General features: G+C 67.2%; 13 protein-coding genes. 3 read left to right on the top strand and 10 right to left on the bottom strand.

What is annotated here, in order from left to right; genetic code table 11:
* Position 1: 1 nt before the first annotated feature.
* The 3 genes from AC3WRI_RS06905 to AC3WRI_RS06895 all read right to left on the bottom strand — a co-directional run bounded on the left by AC3WRI_RS06905 (position 2) and on the right by AC3WRI_RS06895 (position 4,098).
* Positions 2-856, bottom strand: coding sequence for an ABC transporter ATP-binding protein (locus tag AC3WRI_RS06905; RefSeq protein ID WP_058697890.1), 855 nt, complete (start codon positions 854-856; stop codon positions 2-4).
* Positions 853-1,995, bottom strand: coding sequence for an ABC transporter substrate-binding protein (locus AC3WRI_RS06900; protein ID WP_010813922.1), 1,143 nt, complete (start codon positions 1,993-1,995; stop codon positions 853-855). Before AC3WRI_RS06900 ends, AC3WRI_RS06905 begins: the two co-directional genes overlap by 4 nt.
* A 204-nt stretch (positions 1,996-2,199) precedes the next feature.
* Positions 2,200-4,098, bottom strand: a complete 1,899-nt coding sequence (locus tag AC3WRI_RS06895) for an ABCB family ABC transporter ATP-binding protein/permease (protein WP_011614532.1) — start codon at positions 4,096-4,098, stop codon at positions 2,200-2,202.
* A 108-nt stretch (positions 4,099-4,206) separates the two neighbouring features.
* Between AC3WRI_RS06895 and AC3WRI_RS06890 the strand changes: the two genes are divergently transcribed.
* Entirely contained in the window at positions 4,207-4,611 is a 405-nt protein-coding gene (locus AC3WRI_RS06890) for an acyl-CoA thioesterase (RefSeq protein WP_037025319.1), read from the top strand.
* A 90-nt stretch (positions 4,612-4,701) separates the two neighbouring features.
* Here AC3WRI_RS06890 and AC3WRI_RS06885 read toward each other — a convergent pair whose 3' ends face one another.
* The 6 genes from AC3WRI_RS06885 to AC3WRI_RS06860 form a co-directional block, all read right to left on the bottom strand.
* Positions 4,702-5,478 (bottom strand): enoyl-CoA hydratase, encoded by a 777-nt coding sequence (locus AC3WRI_RS06885; protein ID WP_492292910.1) that lies wholly within the window; start codon positions 5,476-5,478, stop codon positions 4,702-4,704.
* A gap of 31 nt (positions 5,479-5,509) precedes the next feature.
* Positions 5,510-6,466: a DegV family protein gene (locus tag AC3WRI_RS06880; protein WP_454749230.1), complete on the bottom strand. Its 957-nt coding sequence runs from the start codon at positions 6,464-6,466 to the stop codon at positions 5,510-5,512.
* Positions 6,467-6,583: 117 nt separating this feature from the next.
* Positions 6,584-7,783 carry an acetyl-CoA C-acyltransferase gene (locus tag AC3WRI_RS06875; protein ID WP_037025321.1) on the bottom strand — a complete coding sequence of 400 codons (1,200 nt, stop codon included), beginning with the start codon at positions 7,781-7,783 and terminating at the stop codon, positions 6,584-6,586.
* Positions 7,784-7,804: 21 nt separating this feature from the next.
* Complete coding sequence (locus tag AC3WRI_RS06870) at positions 7,805-10,228, bottom strand: 3-hydroxyacyl-CoA dehydrogenase/enoyl-CoA hydratase family protein (protein WP_492292908.1); 2,424 nt, start codon at positions 10,226-10,228, stop codon at positions 7,805-7,807.
* A gap of 76 nt (positions 10,229-10,304) precedes the next feature.
* Positions 10,305-12,092, bottom strand: coding sequence for an acyl-CoA dehydrogenase C-terminal domain-containing protein (locus tag AC3WRI_RS06865; protein WP_316152901.1), 1,788 nt, complete (start codon positions 12,090-12,092; stop codon positions 10,305-10,307).
* A 76-nt stretch (positions 12,093-12,168) separates the two neighbouring features.
* Complete coding sequence (locus AC3WRI_RS06860; protein ID WP_026201385.1) at positions 12,169-12,759, bottom strand: TetR/AcrR family transcriptional regulator; 591 nt, start codon at positions 12,757-12,759, stop codon at positions 12,169-12,171.
* Positions 12,760-12,851: 92 nt separating this feature from the next.
* Here AC3WRI_RS06860 and AC3WRI_RS06855 point away from each other — a divergent pair, with 92 nt between their 5' ends.
* Positions 12,852-13,127, top strand: coding sequence for a hypothetical protein (locus tag AC3WRI_RS06855; RefSeq protein ID WP_041687143.1), 276 nt, complete (start codon positions 12,852-12,854; stop codon positions 13,125-13,127).
* Here AC3WRI_RS06855 and clsB read toward each other — a convergent pair.
* Positions 13,121-14,464 (bottom strand): cardiolipin synthase ClsB, encoded by a 1,344-nt coding sequence (clsB, locus tag AC3WRI_RS06850; RefSeq protein ID WP_492292933.1) that lies wholly within the window; start codon positions 14,462-14,464, stop codon positions 13,121-13,123. The two genes, AC3WRI_RS06855 and clsB, sit on opposite strands and share 7 nt — an antisense overlap.
* Before the next feature lie 92 nt (positions 14,465-14,556).
* On the opposite strand from clsB, the gene mobB reads away from it, so the two are divergent.
* Complete coding sequence (gene mobB / locus AC3WRI_RS06845) at positions 14,557-15,072, top strand: molybdopterin-guanine dinucleotide biosynthesis protein B (RefSeq protein WP_010813932.1); 516 nt, start codon at positions 14,557-14,559, stop codon at positions 15,070-15,072.
* Positions 15,073-15,074 lie beyond the last annotated feature (2 nt).

Raw genomic sequence — 15,074 nt, 5'->3', positions numbered from 1 at the left:
CTCAGTGTTGGCGCACATGGCCGATCTTCTCGCGCAGCACGTGCACCAGGTCGGCAAATGGCTCGGTATAGGTCAGTTCCAGGTCGCGCGGGCGCGGCAGGTCGATCTCCTTGCGCATCAGGATGCGGCCCGGGCGCTGGCTCATCACGTAAACGGTGTCGGCCAGGAACACGGCCTCGCGCAGGTCGTGCGTGACCAGGATCACGTTGAAGCGCTGTGCCTGCCACAGGTCGCGCAGCACGCACCAGAGCTCCTCGCGCGTAAAGGCGTCGAGCGCGCCGAAGGGCTCGTCCAGCAGCAGCATGCGCGGCTCGTGGACCAGCGCGCGGCAGATCGAGGCGCGCTGCTGCATGCCGCCGGACAGCTGCCACGGGTACTTGTCCTCGTAGCCGGCCAGGCCCACCGTATGCAGCAGCTTGCGCGCGCGCTCGACGTACTCGTCGCGACGTGCGCGCAGGGTGGAGCGATATGGTTCGACGATCTCCAGCGGCAGCATCACGTTGTCCAGCGTGGTGCGCCACGGCAGCAGCGTGGGCGCCTGGAAGGCCATGCCGACCTGCTTGAGCGGGCCGGTCACCTTCTCGCCGGCAATCCTCACGACGCCGCGCGTGGCCGCCTTGAGCCCGGTCGCCAGCTTCATGAAGGTGGACTTGCCGCAGCCGGACGGGCCGACGATGGCAATGAACTCGCCCGGCGCCACCTGCAGCGAGATGTCCTCGACCGCGAACTCGCCCTTGTGCGCGAGCTCGTCGTTATAGGCCAGCCAGACCCGGTTGAAATCGACAAAGGGCTCCGCGGCCACGGGTGCGGCGCTCCCGCCGGAGGCGGGCATGAAGGCAGCCTGGCGCGTCATCATCGCAGCACATCCAGTTCGGCCGCGCTGGGCAGGAACGCGTCGGTCCACAGCGCATCGGGGTTGATGCGGCCCTTGGTGCCGAAGGCATCGGCCACCTGCGAGGCCATCAGCGACAGGCGCGGCTTGCTGACGCGCCCGAAGCCCTCGGCCTTCGCGTCCGGCGACTTGACCACGCTGTCCAGCGCCAGCTTGAGCCGGCGCACTTCCAGCTTCTCATCGATGATGCCGTCGCGCGCCTTGACCGCCTTGATGCCCTCTTCCGGCCGCGCGATCACGTCGCGCGCCGACTTGCTGAAGGCGCGCAGGAAGGCCTTCACCGCCTCGGGGTTCTTCTTCATGAAATCCTCGGAGGCGATCACCGCGTTGCCGTACAGCTTCACGCCGAACTGCGGGTACGGCAGCACCACGATGTCTTCATCCTTCACGCCGCGCGCGTTCAGGTTCAGGATCGATGTGAACGAGAACCCGGTGATGGCATCGAGGTCGCCGCGCGTGAGCATGGTCTCGCGCAGCGTCGGGTCCATTGCCTGCCAGTTGAACGAGGACGCCTGCAAGCCGTTGGCCCTGGCGAAGATCGGGAAGGCGCGGCGGCCGGCGTCGAACACCGGAGCGCCCATGCGCTTGCCGGCGAGGTCCTTCGGCGCGCGGATGCCGGACTTCTTCAGCGCGAGGACGGCGGCGGGCGTGTTGTTGTAGACCATCATCACGGCCACCGGCTTGTTCTTCGCGTCGGGGTTGTTGCCGTAGAACTCCATCACCGACGACATATCGGCGAAGCCCATGTCGTACGTGCCCGAGGCCACGCGGTTGACCACGTTGCCCGAGCCGTTGCCGGCATCGATCGAGACGTCGAGCTTCTCGGCCTTGTAGTAGCCCTTCTGCTCGCCCAGCAGGAACAGCGCCGCCGGCCCTTCGAAGCGCCAGTCGAGCTGGAAGCGGACCTTGGTTGGTGCAGCCTGCGCGTGGGCCGCGCCGGCGAACTGTGTCGACAGCACCAGGCTGGTGCCGATCATCACGCCGAGCTTCAGCAGGCGGCGCCGTGCCGCAGTGCGGGACGCGCGCGTGCCGGTATGTTCATGGTTCTCGGCGGCAGCAGCGCAAACGCCGGGGGACGCTAGCGCAGCGTGGAAATGAGGCATGGAATCTCTCCGTTGATCGTGATCTCGGAGGGATTCGTCCGCAAGGGACGTGCCAGGTTTTTCAGCCCCGTTTCAGGGCGTGCCCGCAAGCGATTGCCGAACCAAAAGTGTGCGAGGCGATTGCCGCAGCGCCATCGTCGGCAATGATTGTCGACAATGCCCGCCGCCCCTTGGTGCACGCGGATACAGGAGAATGCAGTCCCGTCAGGCGTCCTGCGTGGCGTCGCCCACGTCGAGTGCCAGCGCATCCGCGCCCACGGCTTCGCCGCCCTTGGCGGCGGCGCGCGCCTGGATGTCCCACATCTCGGCGTAGCGGCCACGCGCGCGCATCAGCTCGGCATGGGTGCCGCGCTCGACGATGCGGCCGTGGTCCATCACCAGGATCTGGTCGGCATGCACGACGGTGGACAGCCGGTGCGCGATCAGCAGCGTGGTGCGGTTCTGCGCCAGCCGCATCAGCTCGGCCTGGATCGCCTGCTCGGTGCGTGAATCCAGCGCCGAGGTGGCTTCGTCGAAGACCAGCACCGGCGGGTCCTTCAGCAGCGTGCGCGCGATCGCCACGCGCTGCTTCTCGCCGCCGGACAGCTTCAGGCCACGCTCGCCCACCGGGGTGTCGTACCCCTGCGGCAGCTCGCGGATGAAGCTGTCGATCTGCGCGGCGCGCGCGGCGGCGATGACCTCGTCGCGGCTGGCGTCTGGCCGGCCGTAGGCGATGTTGTAGAAGATGCTGTCGTTGAACAACACCGTGTCCTGCGGCACGATGCCGATGGCGCGGCGCAGGCTGTCCTGCGTGATCGCGCGGATGTCCTGGCCGTCGATCTCGATGGCGCCGCCGTTGACGTCGTAGAAGCGGAACAACAGCCGCGCCAGCGTCGACTTGCCCGAGCCGCTGTGCCCGACCACCGCGGTGGTGGTGCCCGCCGCGATGGTGAAATCCACGCCATCCAGGATCAGCCGGTCCGGCTCATAGCTGAAGCGCACGTCGCGGAAACGCACCTGCGCGCCGCTGACCTGCAGCGGCTGCGCGCCGGGCGCGTCGGCCACCTCCTGGTTGGTGCCCAGCAGCACGAACATGCGGTCCATGTCGGTGGTGGCCTGCTTGATCTCGCGGTAGATCACGCCGAGGAAGTTCAGCGGGATATAGAGCTGGATCATCAGGGTGTTGACCAGCACCAGGTCGCCCAGCGTGAGCTTGCCGTCGACCACGCCCACGGTGGCGCGCCACAGGATCAGGATCAGCCCCAGTGCGATGATGGTCTGCTGGCCGAAGTTCAGGAACGACAGCGAGTTCTGCGAGCGGATCGCCGCGGTGCGGTACTTGCGCAGGTTCTCGTCGTAGCGCTGCGCCTCGTACTCTTCATTGCCGAAGTACTTGACGGTCTCGAAGTTGAGCAGCGAATCGATCGCTTTCTGGTTGGCGCGCGAATCGAGCTCGTTCATGCGGCGGCGGAAATGCGTGCGCCATTCCGTCACCACGATGGTAAAGACGATATAGCCCACCAGCGCGCAGCCGGTGATGGCCGCGAACCAGATGTCGTAGTGCAGGATAAAGAAGCCGATCACCAGCCCCATCTCGACCAGCGTGGGCAGGATGCTGTACAGCGAGTACGAGATCAGCGACTGGATGCCGCGCGTGCCGCGCTCGATGTCGCGGCTCATGCCGCCGGTCTGCCGGTCCAGGTGGAAGCGCAGCGACAGCGCATGCAGGTGTCGGAACACCTGCAGCGCGATCTCGCGCACGGCGCTCTGCGTGACCTTGGAAAAGAGCATCTCCCGCAACTCGGTGAACAGTGTCGCCGACAGCCGCAGCAGCCCGTAGGCGACGATCAGCCCGACCGGCACGGCCAGCAGCGCGCGCGGATCGCCCGGCTGCAGGTTCATGCTGTCGATCAGCTGCTTCATCAGCACCGGCACGCCCAGGTTGGCCACCTTGGCGGACACCAGGCACGCCAGCGCCAGCATCACGCGCCACTTGTAGTGCCAGACATAGGGCAGCAGGTTGCGCACCGTCTGCCAGTCGCTGCGGGGCGCGCGCTGACCGGGAAAGAGCGTGTTTGAAGCAGGAGCGGGGGCCGGCTCGGCGGTCGTGGAATAGCGGCGCATACGTTAGAATTCGGGCCAATGCGCGATTGTCGCAGAGTTCGCATTACGTGGCAGGCGAAGGGTCTTTCGCCGCGCCCCGCCTCCTTCCGCAGTCCACCACACACCGTCATGAACGCTCCCCACACCGTCCCCGCCCTGCCCGCCGGCAAGAATCCCGCTCTGCGTGTGGTGCCCATGCCCGCCGACGCCAATGTGCACGGCGACGTGTTCGGTGGCTGGATCATGGCGCAGGTGGATATCGCCGGCTCGATCCCGGCGGTGGAACGCGCCCAGGGCCGCGTGGCCACCGTCGCGGTCAACTCCTTCCTGTTCAAGCATCCGGTGTTCGTTGGCGACCTGGTCAGCTTTTATGCGGACATCGTCAAGACCGGCCGTACCTCGATCACGGTGTCGGTCGAGGTCTACGCGCAACGGATGCGCCACAGCAATGAGATCGTCAAGGTGACGGAGGCCACGCTGACGTATGTGGCGACGGATGAATCGCGGCAGCCGCGGATGCTGCCGTCGGCTTGAAGGGATAAGCCAGCGCTTGCTGGCTGTTTTCTCCCCTCTCCCACGAGCGGGAGAGGGGAGAGAACAAGCGGGATTGGACAGACGTGGGCCTTACTCGAACTTCGTAAAATCCGGCTTGCGCTTCTGGAAGAAGGCAGCAAACGCCTCTTTCGCCTCCGGCGCCACCAGCATCCTGCGGAACACCGCGCCCTCGTCGGCCATCTGCTTTTCCACCACCGCCACATCGCCCGCCTTCATCAGCCGCTTGGTCTCGCGCAGTGACGACGCCGGCAGGGCCGCCAGCTTGCGCGCCTGCTCCAACGCAAAGTCGTGCAGCTCGGCCACCGGCAGCACCCGCGTCACCAGCCCGATCTCCAGCGCCTCCTGCGCGCTGAAGGCTTCGCCCAGCAGCAGCTTCTCGGCCGCGCGCTGGTAGCCGACCAGCCGCGGCAGCAGCAGGCTCGAGGCGGCCTCCGGGCACAGGCCCAGCTGCACGAACGGCAGCGACAACTTGGCCGTATCGGACGCATAGACCAGGTCGCAATGCAGCAGCATGGTGGTGCCCACCCCGACCGCGGCACCGCTGATGGCTGCCACGACCGGCTTGGTGGCGTGGCTGATCTGGTAGAGGAACTGGAACACCGGCGCCTGCTCCGCGCCTTCGCCGGCGGTGGGCGGGCGCTGCATGAAGTCTTCCAGGTCGTTGCCGGCGGTAAAGATCTCGGGCTTGCCGCGCAGCAGGATGGCGCGCACGTTGCGGTCGGTCTCGGCCGCGCGCAGCGCGTCGGCCATGGCCTGGTACATCGCCGCGGTGATGGCGTTTTTCTTGTCGATGCGGTCGAACTCGATGGTCAGGATGCCCTGCTCGATGCCGGTGCGGATGCTCATGGTGTCCTCGTCTGTGGATGCATTGCTGGGTTTATTCAAAAGGCGGCGGCGATTCGGAAAGATAGCTCAGCCCGAACGCGCGCGCGCCGACATTCAGCGCCACCGTCAGGCTCATCGGCGCCAGCATCAGTGCCACGCCCTGTCCGCGCGCGGTGCGCTCCAGCGACTGGAACGCCGGCATCGCGCGCACGTCATCGAGCGGGCCGGCATAGCAGACCGAGATCGCCGGCACCATCAGGTCGCCGCCGCGGATGCACTGCTCGGCATGCTGCAGCACGCGCCGCGCACCCTCCTCGGAGCCGCGTGCCCTGGCGATGGCCTCGGTGTGCCCGCGGTGCATGCGCACCACCGGGCGGATATTGAAGGCGCTGCCCATCACATAGCGCCCCCAGGTAATGCTGCCCTCGCCCTTCTGGCGCGCGCGCGTGTACATGTAGAGCAGCTCGTCGGGCACCAGGAACATATGGGCGGCATCGCGCAGGCGCGTCTCGACCGCTTCCCGCACCGCCTGCGGGCTGGCGCCGGCGGCGGCCATGCGCGCGGCTTCGCGCACGATCAGCGCCTGGCCCGGCCCGATCGCGCCGGTGTCGACCACGGTCAGGTCGAACAGGCCCGTGCGCCCGGCTTCCTTGCGCAGGCGCACGCTGCGCGCCACGGTGCCGATCACCGCGCCGGTGGCATGCGCATACAGCTTGCTGCGCGAACTGGCAATGGTGAACAGGATGGCGCGGTCGCAGTGGGCCACCACGTTGCGCAGCAGGTGTTCTTCCAGCTCGCGCTCGAGCAGCGGGATCGATTCGGCGTAGTGGTCCTGGCGGCCGATCAGGTATTGCTGGTAGAGCGTGGGCAGCGCGTCTTCATCGCGCGTATCGGCGACAAAGTGTTCGCCCGCGCGGATGCGGAACGGAATCGTGTGGACCTTCAGCTGGGCCATGACGTCGCGCGGCAGATCGCACGCGGCATCGGCCAGGATGGCTGTCTCCTGCATATTATTGTCTCCTCCCTACCTGGTGACCCGCGTCGCGGGCGGCAGCCCCCGGTTACTGCTTTCTTCACCTGATGCAGAAGGGCGGGACAGTCCCGAGGGACCGTCCCGCAGGCGCGTTCAGACGCGCTCGAAGATACCTGCGGCGCCCATGCCCGTGCCAACGCACATGGTCACCATGCCGTACTTCAGGTTATGGCGGCGCAGCGCGTGCACCACCGTGGCCGAACGGATCGCACCGGTCGCACCGAGCGGGTGGCCCAGCGCAATCGCGCCGCCCATGCGGTTGACCTTGGCCGGATCCAGCTGCAGATCGCGCATCACCGCCAGCGACTGCGCGGCAAAGGCCTCGTTCAGTTCGATCCAGTCGAGCTGGTCCTGGGTCAGGCCCGCGGCCTTCAGCGCCGCCGGAATCGCTTCCTTGGGGCCGATGCCCATGATCTCGGGCGGCACGCCGCGCACCGCGAACGAGACGAAGCGCGCCAGCGGCACCAGGTTGAACTGCTTGAGGATCTTTTCCGAGACCAGGATCAGCGCGCCGGCGCCGTCGGAGGTCTGCGAGCTGTTGCCGGCGGTGACGCTGCCCTTGTTGGCAAACACCGGGCGCAGCTTGCCCAGGCCTTCCAGCGAGGTCTCCGGGCGCGGGCCTTCGTCCAGCGAGATCGTGCGCGACTTCACGTTCACCTGGCCGCTGGCGAGGTCGGGGAAGCGCTCGACGATCTCGATCGGCGTGATCTCGTCCTTGAACTCGCCGGCCTGCTGCGCCGCGATGGCCTTCTGGTGCGAGGCCAGCGAGAACGCATCCTGGTCCTCGCGGCTGACCTGCCATTGCTGCGCCACCTTCTCGGCGGTCAGGCCCATGCCGTAGGCGATGCCCACGTTCTCGTCGCGGGTGAAGATCTCCGGCGACATCGACGGCGAGTTGCCCATCATCGGCACCATGCTCATCGATTCCACGCCGGCGGCGATCATCACGTCGGACTCGCCCACGCGGATGCGGTCGGCAGCCATCGCCACCGCGCTCACGCCCGAGGCGCAGAAGCGGTTGACGGTGATGCCGCCCACGGTATTGGGCAGGCCCGACAGCAGCGCACCGATGCGCGCCACGTTCAGGCCCTGCTGCGCCTCAGGAATCGCGCAGCCGACGATGGCGTCTTCGATCAGCTTCGGGTCCAGGTCCGGCACCTGCGCCACGGCAGCCTTCAGGATGGTTGCCAGCAGGTCGTCCGGGCGCGTGTTCTTGAACGCGCCCTTCGGGGCCTTGCCGATCGGCGAGCGGGTGGCCGCAACGATATATGCGTCTTGCAGTTGTTTCATGATGTCGGTTCCTCGCTTGCCCTGTTAGTTACGCACCGGCTTGCCGGTCTGCAGCATGCCCATGATGCGCTCCTGCGTCTTGCCGGTGCCGAGCAGGTCGACAAAGGCCTTGCGCTCCAGCGCCAGCAGCCAGTCCTCGCTCACCAGCGAGCCGGCCTCGACGTCGCCGCCGCACACCGCCTCGGCGATGCGGCTGGCGATCAGGAAGTCGTGCGTCGAGATAAAGCCGCCGTCGCGCATATTGACCAGCGATGCCTTGATGGTGGCAATGCCCGAGCGGCCGGCCACCGGGACCAGCGTCGGCAGCGGCGCGCGGTAGCCGGCGCTGGCCAGCGCGCGCACTTCGTTCTGCGCCACGTACAGCAGCTCGTGCACGTTGAAGACGATCTTGTCGGACGGCTGCAGGTAGCCCATCTGGCGCGCTTCCAGCGCCGAGGCCGAGACCTTGGCCATGGCCGCGCTCTGGAAGCGGCTGGTCAGGAACTGCAGGATGTTGGTGCTGCCCGCGGCCTGCGCCGCGCGCGCGGCCGCCAGCGCGGCTTCCTTCAGGCCGCCGCCGGCCGGCACCAGGCCCACGCCCACTTCGACCAGGCCGATATACGTCTCCAGCGCGGCCACGCGCGAAGCCGAATGCAGCATCAGCTCGCAGCCGCCGCCCAGCGCAATGCCGGACGCCGCGGACACCACCGGCACCGAGGCGTACTTCACGCGCATCATGCCGTCCTGGAACTTCTTCACGAACGGTTCGATGCCCTTGGCGCCGCCCATCATGAAGGCGGGCATGGCCGCTTCCAGGTTGGCGCCGGCGGAGAACGGGCCACCCGGTGCGCCCAGCTGCAGCGAAGTCGGCTGCCACACCACCAGCCCCTTGTAGCCGGCTTCGGCCAGGTCGATGGCGCGGGTCAGGCCGTCGATCACGTCCGGCCCGATGGTGTTCATCTTGCTCTTGAACGAGACCACCAGCACGTCGTCCTGGCCTTCGCTCACCCAGATGCGCACGGCGTCGTTCTCTTCGACGGTGCGGCCGGCCTTGCGCGGATCGGCCGCGGCAGTGCCCTTGATCGCGGCACGGAATGCCTGGCGCTGGTACACCGGCAGCTTGCTGCGCGCGACGAAGGACTGCGTCGCCGGCGACCACGAACCGGCAGCGGCGTGCACGCCCTGGTTCTCTGCCACCGGGCCCTCGAATACCCATGCCGGCAGCGGCGCGGCCGACAGCGCCTTGCCGGCTTCCACGTCTTCCTTGACCCACTCGGCCACCTGCTTCCAGCCGGCCGACTGCCAGTCTTCGAACGGACCCGAGTTCCAGCCGAAGCCCCAGCGGATCGCCAGGTCGATGTCGGCGGCGGAGCCTGCGATCTGCTCCAGGTAGACGGCGATGTAGTGGAACACGTCGCGGAACACCGCCCACAGGAACTGCGCCTGCGGGTTGGTCGACTCGCGCAGCAGCTTGATGCGCTCGGCCGCATCCTTCTTCAGCATGCGCACCACGATCTCGTCGGCCTTCTTGCCGGCATCGACGTACTGGCCGGTCTTGGCGTCGAGCACCTTGATGGCCTTGCCTTCCTTCTTGTAGAAGCCGGCACCGGTCTTCTGGCCCAGCGCGCCCGCGTCGACCAGGCCCTTGAGTACGGCCGGGGTCTTGTACACCGGCGCGAACGGGTCGTCGTGCAGGGTGTCCTGCATGGTCTTGATCACGTGCGCCATGGTGTCCAGGCCGACCACGTCCGCGGTGCGGAAGGTGGCGGACTTGGCGCGGCCCAGCTTGGAGCCGGTCAGGTCATCGACCACGTCGAACGGGATGCCGAACTTCTCGGCTTCGGCAAACACGGCCAGGATCGAGAAGATGCCGACGCGGTTGGCGATGAAGTTGGGCGTGTCCTTGGCGCGTACCACGCCCTTGCCGAGCGTGGTGGTCAGGAAGGCTTCCAGCTGGTCGAGGATCTGCGGCTGCGTGGTCGCGGTCGGGATCAGTTCCACCAGGTGCATGTAGCGCGGCGGGTTGAAGAAGTGCACGCCGCAGATGCGCGACTTCAGGTCCGCATCAAACCCGTCGGACAGCGCTGTGATCGACAGGCCCGAGGTGTTGGTCGCGAAGATCGCGTGCGAGGCCAGGTGCGGCGCGACCTTCTTGTACAGGTCGTGCTTCCAGTCCATGCGCTCGGCGATCGCCTCGATCACCAGGTCGCATTCCTTGAGCAGCGCGATGTCGTCCTCGTAGTTGGCCGCCTGGATCAGGCCGGCCTCTTCCTTGATGCCCAGCGGCGCGGGCGAGAACTTCTTCAGGTTCTCGATGGCGCGCAGCGCGATGCCGTTCTTGGGACCTTCCTTGGCGGGAAGGTCGAACAGCACCACCGGCACGCGCGCATTGATCAGGTGGGCGGCGATCTGCGCCCCCATGACGCCGGCACCCAGCACGGCGACCTTCTTGACGATGAAATTGGACATGCTCGCTCCTGGATTAGTGAGCGTTAGACAGATGCGAAGCCGTCGTTCCCGGCCGGGAACGACGGGTAGAGTCGACTCAGAACAGGTCTGCGTCCAGCGCCATCAGCGTGGCCGAACCGGCGCGCGCCTTGCGGATCTCGGCGGCGGTTTCCGGCAGCAGCTTGGCAAAGTAGAAGCGTGCCGTGGCCAGCTTGGCGGTGTAGAACTTGTCGCCGCTCGCTTCCTTCTCCAGCGCGATCTTGGCCATGCGGGCCCAGAAGTATGAGAACACCAGGTGGCCCACCACGCGCAGGTACGGCACCGCGGCAGCGCCCACCTCGTCGGCATTGCCCATCGCCTTCATGCCGATTTCCATGGTGAGCTTCTGCACCTTGTCGCCAATGTCGGCGAGCGGGTTGATGAACTCCTGCATGGCTTCGTTGGTGCCTTCGGCTTCAACGAATTCCTGCACGATCTTGCCGAAGGCCTTCATCCTGGCGCCCATGTCGCCCAGGATCTTGCGGCCCAGCAGGTCCAGCGCCTGGATGGTGTTGGTGCCTTCGTAGATCATGTTGATGCGCGCATCGCGCACATACTGCTCCATGCCCCACTCGGCGATATAGCCGTGGCCGCCGAACACCTGCATGCCCTCATTGGTGGACGTGAAGGCGTTGTCGGTCAGGAAGGCCTTGATCACCGGCGTGAGCAGCGCGACCAGGTCGCCGGCCTGCTTGCGCACGGCTTCGTCAGGGTGCGACAACTCGCGGTCGATCTGCAGCGCGGTCCAGTAGCTGAAGGCGCGGCCGCCTTCGGCGTAGGCCTTCTGCGTCAGCAGCATGCGGCGCACGTCCGGGTGCACGATGATCGGGTCGGCGGGCTTGTCCGGCGCCTTCGGGCCGGTCAGCGCGCGCATCTGCAGGCGGTCCTTGGCGTAGGCCAGCGAGTTCTGGTACGCCACTTCGGTCAGCCCCAGGCCCTGCGCGCCCACGCCCAGGCGCGCGGCGTTCATCATCACGAACATGGCGTTCAGGCCCTTGTTGGGCTCGCCCACCATCCAGCCGCGCGCGCCGTCCAGGTTCATCACGCAGGTGGCGTTGCCGTGGATGCCCATCTTGTGCTCGATCGAGCCGCACTTGATGCCGTTGCGCTCGCCCGGGTTGCCGTTGGCATCGGGGATGAACTTGGGCACCACGAACAGCGAGATGCCCTTGGTGCCGCCCGGCGCGTCCGGCAGGCGTGCCAGCACCAGGTGGATGATGTTCTCGGCCATGTCGTGCTCGCCGGCCGAGATGAAGATCTTGGTGCCCGAGATCAGGTAGGAACCGTCGGCCTGCGGCTCTGCCTTGGAACGCAGGATGCCGAGGTCGGTGCCGCAGTGCGGCTCGGTCAGGCACATGGTGCCGGTCCACACGCCGGAGACCAGCTTGGGCAGGTAGGTCTGCTGCAGTTCTGGCGTGCCGTGCGCGTGCAGCGCCTCGTACGCGCCGTGCGACAGGCCCGGGTACATGGTCCAGGCCTGGCCGGCCGAGTTCAGCATCTCGTAGACCACATTGTTGATCACGATCGGCAGGCCCTGGCCGCCGAACTCGGGATCGCACGCCAGCGCCGGCCAGCCGGCCTCGACATACTGCTGATAGGCCTCCTTGAAGCCGGTGGGAGCCTTGACCACGCCGTCGCCGACGTAGGTGCAGCCTTCGCGGTCGCCCACCTGGTTGAGCGGGAACACCACGTCCGAGCAGAACTTGCCGGCTTCCTCGATAACCTGGTTGATGGTGTCCGCGTCGATGTCCGCGTGCGGCGGCATCGCCTTGAGTTCGGCTTCGGCGCCGAGCAGTTCATGGAGCACGAACTGCATGTCGCGCAACGGTGCGGTGTACTGGCCCATCTGAGACTCCTTGGAGTTGTGCGATGCCGCCACGCCGCCCGTCCCGCTTGCGCGATACGGTCCGACCGGGGCGACCTCAGGTACGGTAAGACTGAATCAGCTTGTTGAGCGCGACCATGGCAAGCTCGGCACTGTCAGGCAGGCGCAGGAAACGGGCGTCATGATGCAAGCCTAGTTCAAGGCTGTACATCTCGAACAGCATCAGGCGCGGATCGCAGTCCGCGCGCAGGTGCCCTTCCTCCCGCGCCTGGTTGATGGCGCGCGTGAGCGCTGCCCGCCAGATGGTGACGCTCTTGACCAGCTCGTCACGCACCAGGCTGCCGGCACGGTCGTCGTACTCCACGGCGCCGCTGATGTAGATGCATCCAGTCGTCACTTCCTGGATGCGCTTCTCCATCCAGCGCCGCACCATCGACCATAGCCGGGGCAGGCCGCGCGGCTCCTGCAGCGAGGGATAGAACACCTCCTGCTCGAACCGGCGGTGATACTCCCGCACCACCTCCACCTGCAGGTCTTCGCGCGAACCGAAATGCGCGAAGACACCGCTCTTGCTCATCTGCATGCGTTCCGCGAGCAGCCCGATGGTCAGACCTTCGAGCCCGTCGCGGGACGACAATTCCAGTGCGGCATCCAGAATCGCCACGCGCGTCATTTCACCCTTGCGCATTGGCGCGGGGGAGGCGGCGGCGGATTCGAGACGGGCTGACTGGTGTCGCATGTTTTTTCTCCGTTCTGCGGGGCCCTGCTGCGGCCCCGCGTATGACCCTGACGTTGCATTATTTGCTTGCGGCCGAACCGGCGGATTTGCCGGTGCATACCGCGAATGCACGCAGTCTAAGCCAAAAAAGAACGGTCGTTCAGATTATTCTGGCGCAGCAGCCGACCATCAAGCTTTTAATTAGACCGCTGTTTCTAAACGGACTGCAATGCAGCATGTCCGTCATGTCGGTCATGGCTTGCGCCGCGACCGGTTGCAGCGAGCGCCCTGCCGCATGGCAGCAAACGCACACCGCGTTCGCGGCTGTCGTTCAGTAGCGCCCCGCGACACCGGCAATGACGACACCCAGGCGCAGCAGCATATAGGCCGCCCAGTTGGCCAGCCGGTGCAGCGGCGAGCGGCGCGCATGCACCTCGGGCATCACGCGCACGCTGCGGTGCGCAATGGCGTATTCCAGCGCGGTGCGCAGTTCAGCGGCGAAGGCCGCATCATAAACGGCGACGTTGGCTTCGCGCGCGAGCAGCAGGCTGAACGGGTCCATATTGCTCGACCCGACCGTGGCCCAGGTCTCGTCGACCACGCCCACCTTGGCGTGCAGGAAGCTCTCGGCATACTCGTAGATCTCGACGCCGGCCTCCAGCAGCGAGGCATACAGCGCATGGGTGGCGTAGTGCTGCAGCCGGTATTCGACCCGCCCCTGCAGCAGCAGCCGCACGCGCACGCCGCGCGCGCGGCAGGCCAGCAGCGCGCGCCGCATCTTGTGGCCAGGCAGGAAGTAGGCGTTGGCAAGGATCACGTCGTGGCGCGCGGCGCCCAGCGCGCGCAGGTATTCGCGCTCGATGGTGCGGCGGTTGCGCAGGTTATCGCGCAGCAGCAGCGCGGCGCGTACGCCGCCCGCGGCTTCCGGGCGCGGCGGCAGGTCGGTGACCAGCGGGTAGTCGGCCACCGCGGCGGCGCGTTCGGTGCCGTGCATATCGCGCAGCGACAAGCGCCACCAGAGCCGCTCGGCGGACAGCGCGATGCCGTCCACCAGCGGGCCGCCGACCTGCACCGCGAAGTCATAGCGCGGCCCCAGGTTGGCGCCTTCGAACGGGCCGTGGTTGTGGTCGTCGATGATATTGATGCCGCCGACAAAAGCCACGCGCCGGTCGATCACCGCCAGCTTGCGGTGCAGCCGGCGCAGGTGGCGCCGCGCCAGCCGGAAGCCGCGCAGCATGCGGAATACGCGCAGTTGCACGCCGCCGGCGCGCAGCCGCGCGGCCAGCTCGGCGGGCATGTCGCCGGCGCCGAATCCGTCCACGGTCACGCGCACGGTCACGCCGCGCGCGGCGGCGCGGATCAGCGCGTCGCTGACCGCGCGGCCGACCTCGTCATCGGCATAGATGTAGGTTTCCAGCATCACCTGGAACGCGGCCTGGTCGATGGCGGCGATCAGCGCGGGGAAGAAGTCCTGGCCGCCGTGCAGCAGCCGCACCGCATTGCCGGTGGTGGGCTTGCCGCGGCGCCAGGTCCAGCGCAGCATGTGGCGGCGCGGCGCGTGGTCGCCGGCCGCTGCGGGGTCGTGCGCGCGGGTGTCGGCATGAGCGGAGTGGGAGATCCGTGACATGCCGTGATTATCGGACAGATTGCCGGGCGCAAGGCGCCGCGCGCACATTGGCAGGCGCATCTCTGCTATCGTCGAGACTGATGCTTGCCCGCGCAGCCAGCGACGGGCAAGCGACGACTGACGCCCCCACGGAACCCATTGTGAAGGTATTCGGCATTACCGGATCGTCCGGCAGCGGCAAGACCACGCTGCTGGACCAGCTCATCCCCTGCTTCGTCGCCGCCGGCCTGCGCGTGGCCGGCGTCAAGCATACCCATCACGGCTTTGACCCCGACACGCCCGGCAAGGACTCCTGGCGCATGCGCGAGGCCGGCTGCGCCAATGTCGTGCTGGTCGGCGCGCGCCACCTGACGCTGATGCGCCACTACCCGGAAGCGGTGCCCTCGCCCGAACTGGACGATGCGCTCGCCGTGCTGCCGGCCGACACCGAACTGGTGCTGGTGGAGGGCTACAAGCGCAGTGATTTTCCCAAGCTGGAGGTATATCGCCCGGCACTGGGGCGCACGCCGCTGTGGGACGAGGTGCCGGGCGTGGTGGCGGTGGCAAGCGACGACCCTGCCGCGGTCGCTGCCATGACCGCGCTGCCGGTGCTGGACCTGAACGACCCGCAGGCGGTGTTCGCCTTCATCCGCGACTATCCGGACAGCGCGCGCTGAAT

The organism is Cupriavidus sp. FW305-27, assembly GCF_058787995.1.
Note: the sequence above shows the minus strand (reverse complement) of the source record. Positions and strands in the feature narration are given on the sequence as shown.

Bases quoted from the DNA above. Each gene is read 5' to 3' on its own strand.
- AC3WRI_RS06905 (WP_058697890.1), bottom strand. From the start codon at position 856: ATGATGACGCGCCAGGCTGCCTTCATGCCCGCCTCCGGCGGGAGCGCC.
- AC3WRI_RS06900 (WP_010813922.1), bottom strand. From the start codon at position 1,995: ATGCCTCATTTCCACGCTGCGCTAGCGTCCCCCGGCGTTTGCGCTGCT.
- AC3WRI_RS06895 (WP_011614532.1), bottom strand. From the start codon at position 4,098: ATGCGCCGCTATTCCACGACCGCCGAGCCGGCCCCCGCTCCTGCTTCA.
- AC3WRI_RS06890 (WP_037025319.1), top strand. From the start codon at position 4,207: ATGAACGCTCCCCACACCGTCCCCGCCCTGCCCGCCGGCAAGAATCCC.
- AC3WRI_RS06885 (WP_492292910.1), bottom strand. From the start codon at position 5,478: ATGAGCATCCGCACCGGCATCGAGCAGGGCATCCTGACCATCGAGTTC.
- AC3WRI_RS06880 (WP_454749230.1), bottom strand. From the start codon at position 6,466: ATGCAGGAGACAGCCATCCTGGCCGATGCCGCGTGCGATCTGCCGCGC.
- AC3WRI_RS06870 (WP_492292908.1), bottom strand. From the start codon at position 10,228: ATGTCCAATTTCATCGTCAAGAAGGTCGCCGTGCTGGGTGCCGGCGTC.
- AC3WRI_RS06865 (WP_316152901.1), bottom strand. From the start codon at position 12,092: ATGGGCCAGTACACCGCACCGTTGCGCGACATGCAGTTCGTGCTCCAT.
- AC3WRI_RS06860 (WP_026201385.1), bottom strand. From the start codon at position 12,759: ATGCGCAAGGGTGAAATGACGCGCGTGGCGATTCTGGATGCCGCACTG.
- AC3WRI_RS06855 (WP_041687143.1), top strand. From the start codon at position 12,852: ATGACCCTGACGTTGCATTATTTGCTTGCGGCCGAACCGGCGGATTTG.
- clsB (WP_492292933.1), bottom strand. From the start codon at position 14,464: ATGTGCGCGCGGCGCCTTGCGCCCGGCAATCTGTCCGATAATCACGGC.